Raw genomic sequence first — 15977 nt, 5'->3', positions numbered from 1 at the left:
CCGCGCAGATCCCGCGCAGTACACGGGCTATGCGGCGAGGCGTCCTGGCTTCAGCAGGAACCCGCTGAAGGTCCAGCGAATCACACGACGAATCGAACGATGATTCCGGCAATGCTGACACGGTGGTCTCCAGTTGCACCCGCCTGTTTCGCGCGAGATGCCCGGTTTTTCAGCCCGAGCCGCTTCCGCGCGGCTTCGGCAATGAAGCGGCGGAAAAGTCGATGCGGGGAGCGGCGGATACGCGAAGGATGCGTGGAAAGGACGATTGGATTAGCGGTCTTTTTGAGCGACGCGCCTGTTGGGGCACGCACACGCGGCCGCCCGGGCCGCGTGTGCGCCGCTCACTACCCGTTGTTGACGTTGCTCGAGTAAATGGTCGGTTGGATGTAGGTGGCCGTACCGCTGACTAGCGCCGAGTCGTTGCCGTTAGCGCTCTGGATGTTCATTTCCGTGTTGATCATCTGCGTCGTGGAGACGTTCTTGATGCTGGTCGGCGCATAGACGGGCGCATAGCTGAGGTACGACGGCATCGAATAGTAGCCGTTGCCACCGCGCACGGCGCTCATCGCCTTGCTGTCGAGTTGTTCGGTGTTGGACAGGTCCTTGATCATCAGCGTGTTCATGGCAAATCTCCTGGGAATGGGAAAGCGCATCATCGAGCGTCGGGGTTCGAGCAATTTGTCTGCTCGGGCGCTACTGATGCATGGGCTATGCCAGGAGTGCCTTGCTTTCGTCATTCGCGTCCTGAACGCCTTGTAGCAAAGGCCACGAAGATCGCACCCGCTGTCCCGACGCTGACGAGCGGCAGAGCGAGACCAGTGAATGGTGGATCGCAGCCAACAGCGCGCGCGACATTGTTGGCTGCGTGATAACAGTCAGCGCGCGATCACCGTGATCTTCTTCGAATACACCGGCGGGTTGTGCGGCATATGCATGTCGTCGCCCATCAACAGCTGCAGCGTATGCTTGCCTGGCGGCAATGAAATCATCGTTTCCGTTTCGCCCGCGCCGAAATGCAGATGATGGCGATCCGAGGGTATCTCCTGATCCATCGGCGGCAGATCGGTATCGATCAGAAGATGATGGTGGCCGGTGTTCGGGTACTTCACGCCTTTCGGCGCGACCCCCATGAAACGCAGACCGAACCACACGCGAAACGGTTTATTGGCGGGCACCACCTGGCCATCGTTCGGATAGCCGATATACGCGTAAGCGCCGGGCGGCGACGGCGTCGCTGCCCACGCGCCCTGCGGCGCGGTCGATACCGTCAGCGCCGCTGCGACGAATGCCGCGGCCGCAATGATCTTCTTCATCAGGACTCTCCGTTCCGGCTTGACCAGTTCGAACGAACGGACCGCGTTAGTTCTTTAGCACGGTGATGGTGATCTTCTTCGAATACACGGGCGGTACGTGCGGCACGTGATTATGGTCGCCGAGAATCAGCTGCAGCGTGTGCTTGCCGGGCGGCAACTCGATGCGCGCGTCGGTTTCACCCGCGCCGAAATGCAGGTGCTGGCGATCCGATGGAATCTCCTGATCGAGCGCGGGCAAATCCGTGTCGATCAGAAGATGATGGTGGCCGGTATTCGGAAACGCGACGCCCTTCGGACACACGCCCATATTGCGCAGCCCCATGCGCACCCACAGCTTGCCGCCGTGAATCACCGCGCCATCCGACGGCCAGATGATGTACTCCTCGGCCCCCGGCGGAGACGGCGTCTGCTCGGCGCGCGCAACGCCGCCAGTGCCGATACCGAGGCAGACCGCGACGAGCGTCGCGCACACCGCCGCGCGTAATCCGCCGCGACGCGCTTGCGCCGGATCACGACTGCCGAAAAGAAAGGAAACACGGGTTCTTCGCATAGCGCACTCTCCCGAACAGGAGTCATGGCTGGGGCCCGGCTATCGATGACCTTCCGGGTGTTCGAGCGGCATGTCGCGGGTCGAAACCGGCAGGCAGCCCACCTAGTTAAAACGACCGTGTGACGTGACTTTGTGAATCAGCTTAGGACGTAACTTGCCAAAAAGATACGCAATGCTCGTTAACCGTATGACGCGTTAAGGACTCCCGGACAGTTGTGACGCAAAGCGCGTGCTATCGTTAATAAAGAGCGCAGGCAGCGCGAGCCTGGTGCACGAATGCCTGAACTCTGTCCGGTACAAACAGGATATAAAGATGTGGCGACGATTCCTGCTGGTGTGCATGGTTGGGGCAATCCAGGCGCAGTGGGACAGTGCCGGTGCCGCGACGCAACATGAAAGCATCGAGCCGAGCCCGGCTTGGGTAGCGAGTCATCCGGCGCGGCCGGCGGACACCGCTTTGCTCCTTTCACCCTTTGCTTCGTCACGCGACGACACGCATTCGCGGCGAGTCGCGCTCGTGATCGGAAATGGCGAGTACGGTGACGCCACTAACCCGATCCGCGCCAACGCGCCGCGCGACGCCGAATCGATCGGCGCTGCACTCCGTGCGCGTGGCTTCGAAGTCATCACGCGCACGAATGCTACGCCGCCGCAAATGCGCGCGGCCATCGACGAATTTCAACGACGATTGCAAACAGGCGATATCGGAGTGTTCTATTTCGCCGGACACGGCATGCAGGTAGGCGCACAAACGCTGCTTTTGCCGGCGGGACTCGATGCGCGAGGCGATATCCGCGCGCCGGTGTCGCTACTGAATTACGGCGTCGATCTGAATACCGTTTTGCATGCGATGCAATCCGCCCGTGCCGGCCGGCTCAATCTCGTGATTCTCGATACGTGCCTCGACAATCCATTTGCCCCCGCCGCGGTTGCGATCGATAAACCGAGGATCGCTGCCAACACCGTGATTGCCTATGCAACCGCACCGGGCGGTTTCGCGGCGGACGGTCCGCGCCATGGCGTCTATACCGATGCCTTGCTGCAAGCGCTCAACGACGCCGACGCATCGTCTCGATCGCTCGCCGCGCTGTTCCGACAGATCGGCGCCGAAGTACGCGTCGCTACACGCGGAACGCAGCAACCGTGGCTCGCTGTCGCGCGTTCATCCATTCCCACAAGTGGCGAAAGCGCTATCGAGTCGTCGAATACGTCAGAGCGTCGGGCCATCACGCCGCGCAGTCGCGGCATCATGCCCAAGGAAAGCGGCGAACAATACGAAATCACGTTCTGGGATTCGATCAAGGACAGCAACTACCCAGCCGATTACGAGGCTTATCTGAAGGCCTATCCGAATGGCCGCTTCGCCACACTCGCGCATGCGCGTATCGATCGATTGCGCGCGGCGGCATCGACTCCCGCGGTGAGTGCCGCGCCGGCTGCACCGCCAGCCGCGCCCGCGACGCAAAGCGGTCACGTCGCGCCACCCACGCCGCCTGCCCAGGTCATGCATCCCGCGACGCAAGCCAGCGCAGCCGCTCCGCCGCCGCGCCCCGCTGCCGCGCCATTCGCCGAAAAGACCGTCGCCCATCCACCGACGGCCGGTGAAATCCGCGACTGCGCGGCCTGTCCGGTCATGATCGCGGTACCCGCCGGCTCGTTCGCAATGGGCAGCAATACCGACGATCCGTCGGAAAAGCCCGTGCATCACGTGAGCATTGGCGCGCCCTTCGCGATCGGTAAATTCCCCGTGACGGTCGAGCAATGGAATGCGTGCGTCGCCGCCGGCGCCTGCCAGAAGCTGACGCCGGAGAGCAATAGCATCAAGACCGCACCCGCGCGCGATCTCAGTTGGGACGACGCGCAGCAGTACGTCAAGTGGCTCGCCAAAACGACCGGCAAACCGTACCGTCTGCCGACCGAAGCCGAATGGGAATACGCGGACCGCGCCGGCACCACGACCGCGTACTGGTGGGGCGAGCAGATGCGCAAGGGCAACGCCAATTGCAAGGACTGCGGCGACCCGTGGCACAAGGAAGGCCCGGAAAACGTCGGCACGTTCGCCGCGAATCCGCTGGGTCTGTACGACATGAACGGCGGCGTCTGGGAGTGGACCGCCGACTGCTGGCACAACACCTATCAGGGCGCGCCCGTCGATGGCCACGCGTGGGAGTCGCCCGGCTGCGAGATGCGCGCGATTCGCGGCGGCTCATGGCGCGAAGGCGGCGACTACATGCTCAGCGCGACGCGCTTCAAATACAGCGCGGGCGTGCGCCAATCGCAGAACGGTTTTCGCGTCGTCAAGGATCTGCACTAAAAGCCGTGTCGATTGGCTCCCTGACGGATCATCGCGTCGCGGGTTTGGTCGTAATCGGGGCGAAGTCCGCCAACAGGTGATCCTGCCCGTATTGACCGCCAATCTGCTTGAGCCGGGTCTCGAGCGCGCGCAGATAAACAGCGCGTGCTTCGCTTTCCGGGCGCAGCTTGTCGAACAGCGGCACCGGTGTCACCACCAGCACCACCATTTCCGAGCCGAACGGCTTCGATACGGTCCAATCGCCCGCATTGCTGCCGATCGTGTACGGACCGCCGTTCGCCTGCATCTGATTGTCCGGCCACAGACGACTGGGCACCATGTGCACGACGTGGCCGTCTAGCTGGTAGTAGTCGACGGTCGCAAAGGAATCGAACGGCGGCGCTTTCAGGTCGACCACCAGCGAGTCGTTCTCGGTCAGAAAACCGCTTGGCGGACGCATCTGCAGCGACGCCACGCGCCCCGCCTGCCAGTTGCGCACCAGAAACGGCGCGAGCGTTTTGACGAAGTCGCATTTATCGTCGGCGAGCGGCCGCACGTCTAGCGAAACCGTATCGACGCCAGGCAGCGCCGCCAACGTCTCCTTCAGATGCGCGGCACCGTATCGCTGCGACAGGAAACCGCGTACCGTCAGTGCGTGGTCCTGCACCGCGCCCGATAGAGCCGAACAGGGCACCTGGGCAAGCGTGGGCGTGATCGCGGCGAGCGTCAACGCGGGCTTTGGCGCGGGCGCCGGCGTTGTCTGCGCGACATTCGTTGCAGGCGCGACAGCGGACGCCCCAGCCGCCCGATCGACCTGATCGCCCTGCGATCGCGCCGCCTCGGTTTGCGCGGCTTGCTGCCGGCTGGACCCCGAGCGAAAAGCGAACACGCCCACGGTGACCGCGCACACGACGGCGAGGCCAGCGAGCCCGACCCACGCGAGCGTCCCGGACTTCTCCGCGCGCGCTTCATTGTCGAACTCGGCGATAAAGCGCACGACGCTCGGTATCCGCGTATTGCGATCGAACGACAACGCGGCACGCAACGCGCGCCACTGTCGCGCATCGAGATTCGCCGGACGCTGCGGCTTGAAATCGGCATTGCGCGCCTGCGTGGCCGACAGGCGATCGAACGGATGATGTCCCGTCAACAGCTCGTACGTGATGCAGCCAAGCGCGTAGATATCGTCGCGCGGGTCCGGCTCGCGATGCTCGATCATCTCCGGGCTCGCATAGGCCGGCGTCAACGCGCCGAGACTGCCGGGATCGAACACCGTCGCGTCGCTCTCCTCTTCAGGCCGCTGGAATACGCGCGCGATGCCGAAGTCGATCACTTTCACTTCGGCATTCGTGGTCAAAAACACGTTCGCGGGTTTGAAATCGCAATGGACGAAGCCGCGCTCGTGCGCGTACGCGAGCGCCGCGCACATGCCGCGCACGATCGGCAGCGCGGCCCGCACCGGCATGCCCTGATAGCCCGGCGTGCGCAGCAGCTGGCTCAGGGGTTTGCCGCTCAGGTACTCCATCGTCAGATAGACGATCGGCCCGTCGCGGTCGAAGTCGTAGACGGTGATGATGTTGCGATGCGCGAGTACCTGCGCCTTGCGCGCCTCGCGCTGCAGCGCGACCAGCGAATTCGGATTGCCGCGAAACTGGACGTTCAGCACCTTGATCGCGAGATAGGGCTTGCGATCCGACGCTTCGAGCTTGCGCAGATCGAGCGCCTTGTACACGGTGCCCATGCCGCCCACGCCGAGGCACTCCTCGAGCACGAAGCGGTTGTTCAGCGTATCGCCGATGCCTTTGATGGTCTCGTGCGCGGCGCTGCCGGCAGTACTCGCGGCGCCCGCACTGCCAGCGCTCGACGAACGCAGCGACGGTAGATCGACCGTGGTCTGGATGCCGGTTTCCTCGCCACCCGCCGCGACGTTCGACACGCGCAGCAGCTCGATGCGCCGCCGCACTTCCAGGTAGAGATCGTCGGGCAACGGCGACCGATGATGCGCGGCGTACAGCGTCTCCAGCAGCCGCGTCGGACCGAGTTGCTCGGTCGCCAACGCGCTGTCGAGCTGCGCGACGAACTCGTCACGCGATAGCTCGCCGCTCTGGAAGTCGAGAATCACACGCGCAAGGCTAGCCATTTGTGCGAAGCACCGCCGTTGCCGCTGGACCGTGTCGCATGCGACCGACGCCACGCGGGTCGATAGAAAACCTGTCGTATCCAGTTACATGTGCCGTTTCGATACTAGCTCCCGGTCCGCGCTTTCGCAAACCAGGCAAACCAGGCATGAGCCGCGCGCCGCGCCGCGTGCTGGCTCGCGCAATGTCGTGCGCCATCCAACAGGGTCCGCCGCGATGTCGGACGGCGGCCACCGCTCCGAGCGCGTCAGCGTGCTTCGAGCTGACCGGCACGGTGGTCCCTCCACGCGCAAAACCCTTATACGACAGGGCTGCGCCGATTTCCTCAGGATCCTTGATTAATACTGGCACAGCCTGTGCATTAGTGATGTCCGAGCAAACGAATTGCTCGAAACCACTCGCAACACTGCGAAAACTTCTTTCAGGAGACTCACCATGAAAACGCTGATGATCAAAGACCTGTCCGTCACCGAACAACTCGACAGCAAAGCCATGCAAGCCGTACGCGGCGGCTTCGGCCCGAGCAAGTACTACAGCTTCGCCCCGGTCTATGCGCCGACCAGCGTCAAGAACACCACCACCACGCAACTGATCAGTAACGAACTGAACTTCCAGAACACCAACGGCAACGACGTTGCGCTCGCCACCGGCATCACGTCGGACTTCTCGCCGTATATCAATTCGAGCAACAGCAACCACTAATAGTGCGTGGCGCGGCGAGGCGCCCGCTGCCGCGGGCCGCTTCGCCGCAAGCCATTCATGTCCGCTTTCCGTACGTCTTTGGAGAAACGCCATGTCATCCCTCATGATTCGCGATCTGTCCGGCACGCGCGAACTCGACCGCCGGGCCATGTCCGGGATCGCCGGCGGCACCGGCAGCAACGTGCCCATGCCCTCGGGCCTTGGTGGTCTCGGCAGCCTTGCCGGCCTCGCCAACGTCAACGTCAACGTCAACGTCACTCAGAATCTGGCTCAGCAGCAAATCGTCAACGTCGCAGCGCTCAATGACATCGGTTCGATCGGCCCAGGCGTCGTGCTGCCGCTGAAGCTGAGAGTCGACCCTATCCTGTCGGGCGCCAATTACTCCGCCGTGTAAGCCGGGGCAGCAGCGGGGGACTGGGGGTTCCTTCACTGCCGCGGCAACACCACGGCCATGCGCGCCGCGAATGGATTTCCTATACTGATAGTGCGTTGAGACCTCAATACAACGAATGACACGCCGAACACATTCCGAGCACGGCGGCCGGCACCCGAACGGGTCTGGCCGCCGGAGCGTTTTTCTGGAGCCATCATGGCCAAGCTGAGCATCAAGGATCTGACCGAAAGCGTCGAACTGGACCGCGAGGCGATGGCCGCGATCGTCGGCGGCGCCCGTGTCGGCGCGCGCTCGAGTCTCGCCGCGCCGCTGGTGCCGGCCGCGATGCGAGTCGTCGAATACCCGCCGGGCTTTCCGGCCGCGCATCTGCGTATCGCGGAAGCAGCCTCGCCGCGTAGACGCCAGCGCCGCTAGCATTCCTCGCCGGGGCGTTTCACCATCACGGCACGCGCATATGGCGCGTGCCGTTTCTGTTTGCGCTTGCGATTGAGTGTTGGACGCCTGAGTTCGCCACGCGCGACGCTGCGCTGCGCCCCAACCATTCGCACGTGACTCGTGGGACGCGCGCAAACACTTCGACGCGCAATCGCGATCGTGTTCAGTGCGATTCAACGCGGCTATCGCGCGGATCCTTGCCAGGCTTCGCATCGCGGCCCCCGCTCCATGTTGCGGCGCACGTTCCCTCACATTGGCATAGGCCTTGCAGAAATCGATGCGGGCGCCGCACTGTGCTCGCCTTTCCACGTCAAGGAGAAATGCCATGAAAGCCACTGTGATCATCAAAGACCTGCCGCCCGGCGCGGGCGAGCCATCCGACGAGAAAACGCTGACCGCCGAACAGATGAAGACGCTGCGCGGCGGCCGCTCGGTAGTCGTCAAGGTGGACGGTGGCGGCACGGGTACCGTCGACGATTGGGACATCAACACCGCGATCTTCGAAGGCCGCATCAGCGGAACCTATCTATAGGACGCGCGACGTGTCCGCAATTGGAAAAACGGCACCCGGCTCAGGTTTTGAGCGCGACGGGTGCCGTTTCAATTGGCTCGAGAATCTCCGCACGCGCCGCGCGCCGTCCCGGTGATCTGATTAAAGGATCGACCTTGGGCACAAGCTTTGCTCCTTGGGGATTACCCTGCGGCCCTGTGGCCAACGTAGATAAAGCAGGTCTCTCAACCAGGCGGAGGTCATAACATGCTAGGAACCATTCTTCTAATCGTGCTGATTCTGCTGCTGATCGGCGCATTTCCAGCGTGGCCACACAGCCGATCGTGGGGCTATGGTCCGACCGGTGGACTCGGCATCGTACTGATCGTGGTGATCGTTCTGCTGGTTGCCGGTGTGATATAGACCACGCGTAGTGGACTGGAACATGAGGCGGGCCGCCGTCTATCCGCGCGATGTCGCGTGCCGGTAGGTGGCGGCTTCGCTTTTTCGTCGTCGCCGAAGCACTCGATGGAAAAGTTACTGGCCAATCAGGTCGCGCCGATTACCGGCGCGAGTTCGGAATCGGCTATGGCATCGATATGGCTAAAGCCCGATACGCGGACCATCGGCGTTGCCGTCGTTCGATTGCTCGAATAGATCGACATCTTCGAGCCAGGCACGCTGCCTGCTGAAACTCCTGCGTATTCGAACTCCAATACGAAAGGAGATGACATCATGCCTTACCTACTTGGCTGGCTGCTCGGCGTTCCAGTGATCGTATTGATCATCCTGTACCTCATTTTCCATTGATATCGCGCGGTACAGACGATAAGGATGACGTTGTTCCCGCGGCGGCGGTATGCGGATCGTTTCATGGTCAGCGTACCGCCGCCATCAGCGTGCCCATCCCTACCAGCAAGCTCCCCCCTCAGACGGTTCACGATGCGCAGCCGCGTCGGCCGCTGTAGAACCGTACGCAGACGGTGCGGGAAGAGTGCCGTCGATGCCAGGCCCAACGCGAATATCAGCGCAAAAGTACTGCCCAGCAAAAGGTACTGATGATTGGCCGACCAATGCGCTTCATTCGACGAGGTACTGATGGGACAGAACCGGTGAAGCCGCAAACGTGCCGTATCTCCATTGTCTGAAGCCTCGAAAACGAAGGGTATATCCGCGGCTATGTCGCATTGCTCGATCAGCAAAAACAAGATCGCAGGCATTCGCCATAGCCGCTCGATGTTCGCGCTGCGCTGCATGAAGAGCATTCCGTCAATCGCAATCTGATTGACAAGACTGCGCGCGCTTCAATGCGCGGCCCGCGAGGCGGCGATGATCGCGTCGGCCACGGCCTGCGGCTGGCTCAGCATCGCGACGTGGCTGGTGGCGACGCGCGTGATCTTCGCGTCGATGTGTTTCGCCATCTCCAGTTGCAAGGACGGATCGATCATGCGGTCGCGGCCCGACACCACGAAGTACGACGGCTTGCCATGCCACGCGGCGTTCGTCACCTTGTCGTCGATACAGCCAGCGGCCCAAGGCTGCTGGGTCGCCGCGATCAGGCGCTTCTGCGGCAGCGGCAGATCCTGCGCGAAGTCGTCCAGCACCGCCTGGGTCGATAGCGTCAGATAACCCGCCGAGTCCTTGCGCAATTCGCTCGCCCAGACTGGCGCGGGGTGGTCCTTCGTGATGTCGGCAATGGACTGACTGTTGTCCGGCGCAAATGCCGCGACGTACACGAGGCTCTTCACCTTGTCGTCGTTGCCGGCCTCGCTGACCACCACGCCGCCCCATGAATGGCCGACCAGAATCACAGGCCCGTTCTGCTGCGCGATCACGCGCCGGGTTGCCGCCACGTCGTCGGCGAGCGAGCTCAGCGGATTCTGCACGGCCACCACGTGCAGGCCGCGCGCTTCGAGCAATGGGATCACTTTGTCCCAGCTGGACCCGTCAGCGAAAGCGCCGTGTACGAGAACGACGTTCTTGCCCTTCAGGTCATCGGACGGCGCCGCCTGCGCGGACTCCGTGGCCTGCAACGCGAACAGTCCGCCCAGCAACAGAACGGAACCCAGAATTTTTTTCAGCAGCGTGGTCATCGTTATTGTCTCGACAGGTTGAGTTAAACAAGGAGTCCGCGCGTCGACGTGAGCCGATGCACGCGGACGGCCTGCTCATTTGCATCGATCACGAATGCGCGTAGATGGAACCGAGGCCGACGATGTGGGAGCCGTCGTACACGCGATCCGCCGCCGCGCGCTTCATCGGCACGTGCGAGCCCGAAGCGGAACTGCCGTTCGCGACGCCACCGTAGGCGGCCGCGTCATGGCCCGCGCTGATGCGCGCCTCGGCCGCTTCGATGTTCTGCGGGTATTGCGTGTTGTCGCTGGCCGGGTTGTAGCCGGCCTTTTCCAACTGGACCAGTTCCGCGCGGACTTCGGCACGTGTGAGTGCCTGTTGCGGCTGCGATTGCGCGAACGAAACGACGGGAACGGCGACGAGTGCGGCGACGATCAGCGATTGAACGAGTTTCATGAGTCTTCTCCGGGTATCGAACCATCAGGGATAAGGATTGAGCGGGACGCGAAGCCATCGACGCAGATACACTGTGACGTCCCGCCTGATTCACACGCAACGTCGTGAATCAACCTTGCGTGAAGACATTAGAACGCTCCAACGTATCTGCAATGTTTTCGTCATCCCCCATTTCTGCAAGCGTGTTTGTCTGCGTATGCCGTTGATACATTGCGATACAAAAACCCACTTCCGAACCTGCCGAGCAGGGCCGGCGTCGCATGCGTCGTGCGGGTTGCAGGTGGGTTGCAAATGGCCCGCTCATGAAAAAACCCCAGCAGCCGTACGTTCGACTGCTGGGGTTCCGTTCAGAAGAAGCCGGCGCGCGCCGGCTCCATCAAAGGCGGGTGACGTCGAGAATCGCATCCGCAAAGGCTTTCGGCGCTTCCTGCGGCAGGTTATGGCCGATGCCGCCGCTGATATTGCGGTGCTGATACTTGCCGGTAAACTTCTTCGCGTATGCTGCGGGCTCGGGATGCGCGGCGCCGTTCGCATCGCCTTCGAGTGTGATGGTCGGCACCGCGATCGTCGGTCCGGAGGCGAGGCGCTTTTCGAGTTCGTCGTATTGCGGCTCGCCCTGCGCGAGTCCCAGACGCCAGCGATAGTTGTGAATCACCACGGCAACATGGTCCGGGTTATTGAACGATTCGGCGGAGCGCTCGAACGTGGCGTCGTCGAAATTCCATTTCGGCGAGGCGGTATGCCAGATCAGCTTGTTGAAGTCATGACGGTTCGCTTCATAGCCCGCGCGGCCGCGCTCCGTGGCGAAATAGAACTGATACCACCACGCCAGCTCGGCCTTCGGCGGCAACGGCGCGCGGTTCGCGTCCTGGCTGCCGATCAGATAGCCGCTCACCGACACCATCGCCTTCACGCGTTGCGGCCACAGCGCGGCGACGATGTTCACCGTGCGCGCGCCCCAGTCGAAGCCGCCGAGCACGGCCTTGTCGATTTTCAGCGCGTCCATCAGGTTGATGATGTCGACCGCGACCACCGCCTGTTGACCGTTGCGCGGCGTATCCGCCGACAGAAAACGCGTGCCGCCGTAGCCGCGCAGGTAAGGCACGATCACGCGATAACCGGCCGCCGTCAGCAACGGCGTCACTTCGGCAAAGCTGTAGATGTCGTAAGGCCAGCCATGCAGCAGAATGACCACCGGTCCGTTCTGCGGCCCCGCTTCCGCGTAGCTGACGTTCAGCGTGCCCGCATTGATCGAGCGAATGTTCTCGAACGACGCCACGCGCGCGCCCGCTTTCGCATTGCCGGCCGCGTCGGCCGATTGCGCATGCGCGAGCCCGCTCAGTCCCAATTCGAGCAGGCTGATACCGGCAACCGCCGTTCCGAGAAAGCGGCGGCGGCGACTATTGATCTGATCCGACATGGTTGTTCTCCTTCAAGCAAAGGCTTTGATACGGAATTGATCGGGTCCGCTCGCGCGCGATATCGCACAGCCGCATGCGGGCACCGTGCAGGCAGAGCAGACTTCAATGGCAATCTGAAACGAATCGAACGAGACGGGTAGAACGAATCTGAAAACGAAGATGCCTTGACGACTGAACCACTGGCTTACCGCGGTCGCACCGCTTGAGATGGATAGTGACAGCGCAAGCCTTCATCAGCAAGAGCAACTAAGTTCACAAATCGTTGCCTTGTGGGCAACACATTAACCGCAATCGACAAATCACATGCGCGAGATCAACCAGCAACGCCTTCGCTACTTCAACGAGGTGCTCACGCACGGCACCATCCGCGGCGCCGCCGAAAGCATCAATACGTCACCCTCCGTGATCACGCGGCAGATCAAGCTGCTCGAGGACGAACTCGGCGCGGTGCTGTTCGAGCGGCAGCCGCGCGGAGTCAGGCCGACCGAAGCGGCCACGCATCTGCTCGAATTCTGGCGCGGCTACCGTTCGCAGCAGGAGAAGCTCGAAGATCAATTGCATGCGTTGAAAGGCCTGCAGCGAGGGCAGATCCGGCTCGCGGTCAGCGAAGGCTTCGTCGATACGCTGGTCGACGATGTGCTCGCGCCATTCTGCGTCCAATATCCAGAACTCGAAATCGGCCTCGATATGCTCGCGGTCGACGCGATCCAGGAAGAAGTCGCCGAAAGTCGTGCGCATATCGGGCTTGCGTACAATCCGCCGCCTCATGCGCGCCTCGAGCATCGCGCGAGTTCGCCGCAGCCGGTCGTGTTGTTGCTAAGAAGCGACCATCCGCTCGCGAAGCGCAAGCGACCCGCGACGCTCGACGACCTGCGCGCGTGGCCGCTCGCGTTGATGCCACCCACCTTTGGGATCGGTCATGTCGTCAAGATGACGGAACTCGCCGAAAACGTGTCGATTCCCGCGACGCTGACCACCAACTCACTGAGCGCATTGAAGCGCTTCGTCACGGTCGACAACTTCATGACGCTGATCGGCGAATTCGCTGCCTACCGCGAAATCGCGAGCGGCGAATTGACGACGATACCGATCGCGCATCCGCTGTTTTCCGGCGCGCAGGCGCGTGTGCTCGTCAAGACCGGCCGGCCGCTCGCACCGGGACCTCTCGAATTGCTGCGCTGGATCGAGGAGCGTATGCCGATGTTCTCCACGTCCAGCGCAAATAGCGTCGCAGCCGCGACGGGAACCGCGGTGCGTAAGCGCAGGGCGCGCTGAGCCAGCGTTCGGCTACCGCCGCCCCGCCCCCGCGCGCATCGGTTGCTCAACCGATTTGTGTCGCAATGTATCCGCGCCATACGCAGACACACTACATTGCAAGCGCGCCCGGTCCCCGACATAAACCAGATACGTGCGGGCGTTCCAATACGGCCATCCCAGCCAACGGAACGCCCATCATGCACAGTACTCTCGAAACTCCGCTCGCCCTGCTCGCCGGGCTGCTGACGATTGCCTCTCCCTGCGTGCTGCCGGTGATGCCGATCCTGCTCGGCACTTCCGTCGAACGACCGAGCCGCACGCGGCCACTGTTCATCGTCGCCGGCTTCATTCTGACTTTCGCGTCTTTCGCGCTGCTATTGGGCGCGGTGTCGAGCACCGTGCACGTCGCGCAACAGGTACTGCGCAATACCGGCATTGCGTTGCTCGCACTGTCCGGGCTTCTGCGTATCTGGCCGCGACCTTACGACTGGCTCGTCGCGCAACTGCAAGGGCCGCTCGAGCGCATCGGCGCGGCCATTGCGCCAGCTACGCAACCCGGCAGCGGCAACGCGGGCGGCTTCGTGCTCGGCATGTCGCTAGGCGCGGTATGGACGCCCTGCGCCGGCCCCGTGCTCGCGTCGATTCTGGTGCTCGTCGTGAAGGCTCAGGATCTTGGTTGGTCGGCTCTGCTGCTCACGCTGTATGCGATCGGCGCGGCGATTCCGATGCTCGCGATCATCTACGGCGGCCATTACGTGACGCGTCATGTACGTGTGGTCTCACGTCACGCGGAGCGCCTGCAACAGGTATTCGGCGTACTGGTGATGCTGACCGCCCTCGCCATCTATTTGCAGTACGACGTGCTGCTGTACGCGCGGCTCGCTGGTCTTTTCCCCTCACTCAAAGGACTTTGACATGACTACCCGCTTGAAAACCTTCGCACTGTCCACCGCGTTTGCCGCCTGCGCGTTGATCGCGACGAGTACGGTCGCCATCGCCGCGCCGCAGGAAAGCGGCTCGCCCGCACCCGAGCTCACTGGCATCACGCAATGGCTCAATAGCGAGCCGCTCAAATTGCAGCAATTGCGCGGCAAAGTGGTACTCGTCGACTTCTGGACCTATAGCTGCATCAATTGCGCCAACACGCTGCCTTACGTAAAAAGCTGGAACCAGAAGTACAAGGATCAGGGGCTCACGGTGATCGGCGTGCATACGCCGGAATATCCGTTCGAACGCGACACCGGCAACGTGAAGACCGCGCTGAAACGGTTCGGTATCAGCTATCCGGTTGCACAGGACAACCAGTACGCGACCTGGAATGCCTATAACAATCAGTACTGGCCCGCGTTCTATCTGATCGACAAGCAAGGTCATATCGTCTACACGCACTTTGGAGAAGGCGCCTATGCGCAGACCGAAGCCAGGATTCAGGCGCTGCTCGCGCAGAAGAATTGACGAAGCGCTTGCTGACTCGTAGAACGGGAAAGCCCGCTGCACCCACGCGATCGGGTGCAGCGGGCCTTCGTTTTTGGCGGACGACTAAAAGAGGTAATTGGCGAAAAGGCCGTACGTAATCTGACTCGTCTTTTCGGTGATGGGGCTGTCGGTCGCGTCGCCGCGCAGCCACGCGAACGACACGCTCGCGCCAACGTTCCAACGCGTTGCGATCCGGTAAACCCCGTTGACTGAGAAGCGCAACTGGTTCAAACCGGAGCTGGCCGAGTAGGTCGGCAATCCCGAGCGCGCGCTCTGCTCGGAATTCACGCCAAAATAGGTTTCGTTGTACTTGTCGCTTCCCCACGTCAGGCCCGGGCCTGCGCTGAGCGTCAGTTGCGCAATGGGTTGATAGCGTCCCAACAGATCGAAAGTCGCGACGGTGCCGCGATCGTTGCCGGCAATATCGGTCAAAACGCTCGCGCGCGCCGTGACGAACTCCCACGTATAAACACCGAACAGCTCCGCATGCGCGGTGCGTTTGACGTCGCCGAGTCCGTGCAGCCGCGAGTCGTCGGACTCGCTGCGCGGTTCGATGAAATCGTAGGTCAACGCCGCGCCGACGCGCCAGTTACTATCACGATACAGATATGCGCCCAGCGATAGCACCGAGCCCGCGTCTGGATTCGCGCCGATAAAGAAGCGGTCGTAATTCACGCTCACCGACGGCACCGCCTCCCATTTCGTGCCACTCGCGCCCGGAAATTTCGGCATGTTCACGACCCCTGCGCCAACCGCAAAGCGCCACGGGCTCGCGCCCGCGCCAGGCGCCTGCGTCACTTCCGGCGCGCCGATGGAGAACAGGCTTTCCGACAAACCGAGCGTATCGTCGGCCATCGCGGTGACGGCAAACAGCGACAAGCCAGCCCCCGCCAGCACCTTGAGCATACGCGGCTTTGACACATCGATCATTTCTGTTTCTCCGTGAAAAAATTAAAAAAGACTGAATGCGACTTTTCCG

18 protein-coding genes and 2 pseudogenes are annotated in these 15977 nt (G+C 62.3%); 11 read left to right on the top strand and 9 right to left on the bottom strand.

Annotated features, from left to right (window positions below; genetic code table 11):
* Positions 1-344: 344 nt before the first annotated feature.
* The 3 genes from OKW37_RS24950 to OKW37_RS24940 form a co-directional block, all read right to left on the bottom strand.
* Entirely contained in the window at positions 345-623 is a 279-nt protein-coding gene (locus tag OKW37_RS24950; protein ID WP_184061603.1) for a hypothetical protein, read from the bottom strand.
* Between the two features lie 252 nt (positions 624-875).
* Positions 876-1313 carry a DUF4399 domain-containing protein gene (locus OKW37_RS24945; protein ID WP_090807583.1) on the bottom strand — a complete coding sequence of 146 codons (438 nt, stop codon included), beginning with the start codon at positions 1311-1313 and terminating at the stop codon, positions 876-878.
* 46 nt (positions 1314-1359) lie between these two features.
* Positions 1360-1863 (bottom strand): DUF4399 domain-containing protein, encoded by a 504-nt coding sequence (locus OKW37_RS24940; RefSeq protein ID WP_187610602.1) that lies wholly within the window; start codon positions 1861-1863, stop codon positions 1360-1362.
* 313 nt (positions 1864-2176) lie between these two features.
* Here OKW37_RS24940 and OKW37_RS24935 point away from each other — a divergent pair.
* Positions 2177-3004 (top strand): annotated as a pseudogene (locus tag OKW37_RS24935) (caspase family protein); the annotation flags it as partial.
* 108 nt (positions 3005-3112) lie between these two features.
* Positions 3113-4177, top strand: a complete 1065-nt coding sequence (locus OKW37_RS24930) for a formylglycine-generating enzyme family protein (protein WP_429404415.1) — start codon at positions 3113-3115, stop codon at positions 4175-4177.
* Between the two features lie 28 nt (positions 4178-4205).
* Here OKW37_RS24930 and OKW37_RS24925 read toward each other — a convergent pair whose 3' ends face one another.
* Positions 4206-6296, bottom strand: coding sequence for a protein kinase domain-containing protein (locus OKW37_RS24925; protein WP_429404187.1), 2091 nt, complete (start codon positions 6294-6296; stop codon positions 4206-4208).
* A 433-nt stretch (positions 6297-6729) separates the two neighbouring features.
* Here OKW37_RS24925 and OKW37_RS24920 point away from each other — a divergent pair, with 433 nt between their 5' ends.
* The 5 genes from OKW37_RS24920 (at position 6730) to OKW37_RS24900 (ending at position 8738) form a co-directional block, all read left to right on the top strand.
* On the top strand, positions 6730-6996 hold the full coding sequence (locus OKW37_RS24920) for a hypothetical protein (protein ID WP_184061599.1): 267 nt from the start codon (positions 6730-6732) through the stop codon (positions 6994-6996).
* A gap of 91 nt (positions 6997-7087) precedes the next feature.
* Positions 7088-7390 carry a hypothetical protein gene (locus tag OKW37_RS24915; RefSeq protein ID WP_184061598.1) on the top strand — a complete coding sequence of 101 codons (303 nt, stop codon included), beginning with the start codon at positions 7088-7090 and terminating at the stop codon, positions 7388-7390.
* Between the two features lie 195 nt (positions 7391-7585).
* Complete coding sequence (locus OKW37_RS24910; RefSeq protein WP_184005151.1) at positions 7586-7804, top strand: hypothetical protein; 219 nt, start codon at positions 7586-7588, stop codon at positions 7802-7804.
* Positions 7805-8150: 346 nt separating this feature from the next.
* Positions 8151-8357 (top strand): hypothetical protein, encoded by a 207-nt coding sequence (locus OKW37_RS24905; RefSeq protein ID WP_090807594.1) that lies wholly within the window; start codon positions 8151-8153, stop codon positions 8355-8357.
* 225 nt (positions 8358-8582) lie between these two features.
* The gene (locus tag OKW37_RS24900; protein ID WP_018423731.1) at positions 8583-8738 is read left to right on the top strand and encodes a DUF3309 family protein; all 156 of its coding nucleotides are present in this window, start codon (positions 8583-8585) and stop codon (positions 8736-8738) included.
* 125 nt (positions 8739-8863) lie between these two features.
* Here OKW37_RS24900 and OKW37_RS24895 read toward each other — a convergent pair whose 3' ends face one another.
* Positions 8864-9052 carry a hypothetical protein gene (locus OKW37_RS24895; RefSeq protein ID WP_429404184.1) on the bottom strand — a complete coding sequence of 63 codons (189 nt, stop codon included), beginning with the start codon at positions 9050-9052 and terminating at the stop codon, positions 8864-8866.
* Positions 9053-9521: 469 nt separating this feature from the next.
* Here OKW37_RS24895 and OKW37_RS24890 point away from each other — a divergent pair.
* Positions 9522-9599, top strand: a pseudogene (locus OKW37_RS24890) (AsnC family transcriptional regulator); the annotation flags it as partial.
* Between the two features lie 20 nt (positions 9600-9619).
* Here the strand turns inward: OKW37_RS24890 and OKW37_RS24885 are convergent.
* From OKW37_RS24885 to OKW37_RS24875, 3 genes are all read right to left on the bottom strand, one after another.
* Positions 9620-10408 (bottom strand): alpha/beta fold hydrolase, encoded by a 789-nt coding sequence (locus tag OKW37_RS24885; RefSeq protein WP_429404182.1) that lies wholly within the window; start codon positions 10406-10408, stop codon positions 9620-9622.
* Between the two features lie 88 nt (positions 10409-10496).
* Positions 10497-10844, bottom strand: a complete 348-nt coding sequence (locus OKW37_RS24880) for a DUF4148 domain-containing protein (RefSeq protein WP_184061594.1) — start codon at positions 10842-10844, stop codon at positions 10497-10499.
* A 376-nt stretch (positions 10845-11220) separates the two neighbouring features.
* A complete protein-coding gene (locus OKW37_RS24875) occupies positions 11221-12264 on the bottom strand; it encodes an alpha/beta fold hydrolase (protein ID WP_429404180.1) in 1044 nt (347 codons plus the stop codon).
* A gap of 304 nt (positions 12265-12568) precedes the next feature.
* Between OKW37_RS24875 and OKW37_RS24870 the strand changes: the two genes are divergently transcribed.
* The 3 genes from OKW37_RS24870 to OKW37_RS24860 all read left to right on the top strand — a co-directional run bounded on the left by OKW37_RS24870 (position 12569) and on the right by OKW37_RS24860 (position 14977).
* Entirely contained in the window at positions 12569-13540 is a 972-nt protein-coding gene (locus OKW37_RS24870) for a LysR family transcriptional regulator (protein ID WP_090807598.1), read from the top strand.
* A 179-nt stretch (positions 13541-13719) separates the two neighbouring features.
* Positions 13720-14436, top strand: a complete 717-nt coding sequence (locus tag OKW37_RS24865; RefSeq protein ID WP_090807599.1) for a cytochrome c biogenesis CcdA family protein — start codon at positions 13720-13722, stop codon at positions 14434-14436.
* A gap of 1 nt (position 14437) precedes the next feature.
* Complete coding sequence (locus OKW37_RS24860) at positions 14438-14977, top strand: thioredoxin family protein (protein WP_184024470.1); 540 nt, start codon at positions 14438-14440, stop codon at positions 14975-14977.
* A gap of 84 nt (positions 14978-15061) precedes the next feature.
* Here the strand turns inward: OKW37_RS24860 and OKW37_RS24855 are convergent, their stop codons facing one another.
* Complete coding sequence (locus tag OKW37_RS24855) at positions 15062-15928, bottom strand: MipA/OmpV family protein (RefSeq protein ID WP_429404177.1); 867 nt, start codon at positions 15926-15928, stop codon at positions 15062-15064.
* Positions 15929-15977: the final 49 nt, after the last annotated feature.

Source organism: Paraburkholderia sp. MM5482-R2, assembly GCF_050436125.1.
Lineage (GTDB): Bacteria > Pseudomonadota > Gammaproteobacteria > Burkholderiales > Burkholderiaceae > Paraburkholderia > Paraburkholderia tuberum.
This window is presented reverse-complemented; position numbering and strand designations above follow the sequence as displayed.

Coding starts and splice junctions, on each gene's coding strand:
- OKW37_RS24950 (WP_184061603.1), bottom strand. CDS start 623: ATGAACACGCTGATGATCAAGGACCTGTCCAACACCGAACAACTCGAC.
- OKW37_RS24945 (WP_090807583.1), bottom strand. CDS start 1,313: ATGAAGAAGATCATTGCGGCCGCGGCATTCGTCGCAGCGGCGCTGACG.
- OKW37_RS24940 (WP_187610602.1), bottom strand. CDS start 1,863: ATGCGAAGAACCCGTGTTTCCTTTCTTTTCGGCAGTCGTGATCCGGCG.
- OKW37_RS24930 (WP_429404415.1), top strand. CDS start 3,113: ATGCCCAAGGAAAGCGGCGAACAATACGAAATCACGTTCTGGGATTCG.
- OKW37_RS24925 (WP_429404187.1), bottom strand. CDS start 6,296: ATGGCTAGCCTTGCGCGTGTGATTCTCGACTTCCAGAGCGGCGAGCTA.
- OKW37_RS24920 (WP_184061599.1), top strand. CDS start 6,730: ATGAAAACGCTGATGATCAAAGACCTGTCCGTCACCGAACAACTCGAC.
- OKW37_RS24915 (WP_184061598.1), top strand. CDS start 7,088: ATGTCATCCCTCATGATTCGCGATCTGTCCGGCACGCGCGAACTCGAC.
- OKW37_RS24910 (WP_184005151.1), top strand. CDS start 7,586: ATGGCCAAGCTGAGCATCAAGGATCTGACCGAAAGCGTCGAACTGGAC.
- OKW37_RS24905 (WP_090807594.1), top strand. CDS start 8,151: ATGAAAGCCACTGTGATCATCAAAGACCTGCCGCCCGGCGCGGGCGAG.
- OKW37_RS24900 (WP_018423731.1), top strand. CDS start 8,583: ATGCTAGGAACCATTCTTCTAATCGTGCTGATTCTGCTGCTGATCGGC.
- OKW37_RS24895 (WP_429404184.1), bottom strand. CDS start 9,052: ATGATGTCATCTCCTTTCGTATTGGAGTTCGAATACGCAGGAGTTTCA.
- OKW37_RS24885 (WP_429404182.1), bottom strand. CDS start 10,408: ATGACCACGCTGCTGAAAAAAATTCTGGGTTCCGTTCTGTTGCTGGGC.
- OKW37_RS24880 (WP_184061594.1), bottom strand. CDS start 10,844: ATGAAACTCGTTCAATCGCTGATCGTCGCCGCACTCGTCGCCGTTCCC.
- OKW37_RS24875 (WP_429404180.1), bottom strand. CDS start 12,264: ATGTCGGATCAGATCAATAGTCGCCGCCGCCGCTTTCTCGGAACGGCG.
- OKW37_RS24870 (WP_090807598.1), top strand. CDS start 12,569: ATGCGCGAGATCAACCAGCAACGCCTTCGCTACTTCAACGAGGTGCTC.
- OKW37_RS24865 (WP_090807599.1), top strand. CDS start 13,720: ATGCACAGTACTCTCGAAACTCCGCTCGCCCTGCTCGCCGGGCTGCTG.
- OKW37_RS24860 (WP_184024470.1), top strand. CDS start 14,438: ATGACTACCCGCTTGAAAACCTTCGCACTGTCCACCGCGTTTGCCGCC.
- OKW37_RS24855 (WP_429404177.1), bottom strand. CDS start 15,928: ATGATCGATGTGTCAAAGCCGCGTATGCTCAAGGTGCTGGCGGGGGCT.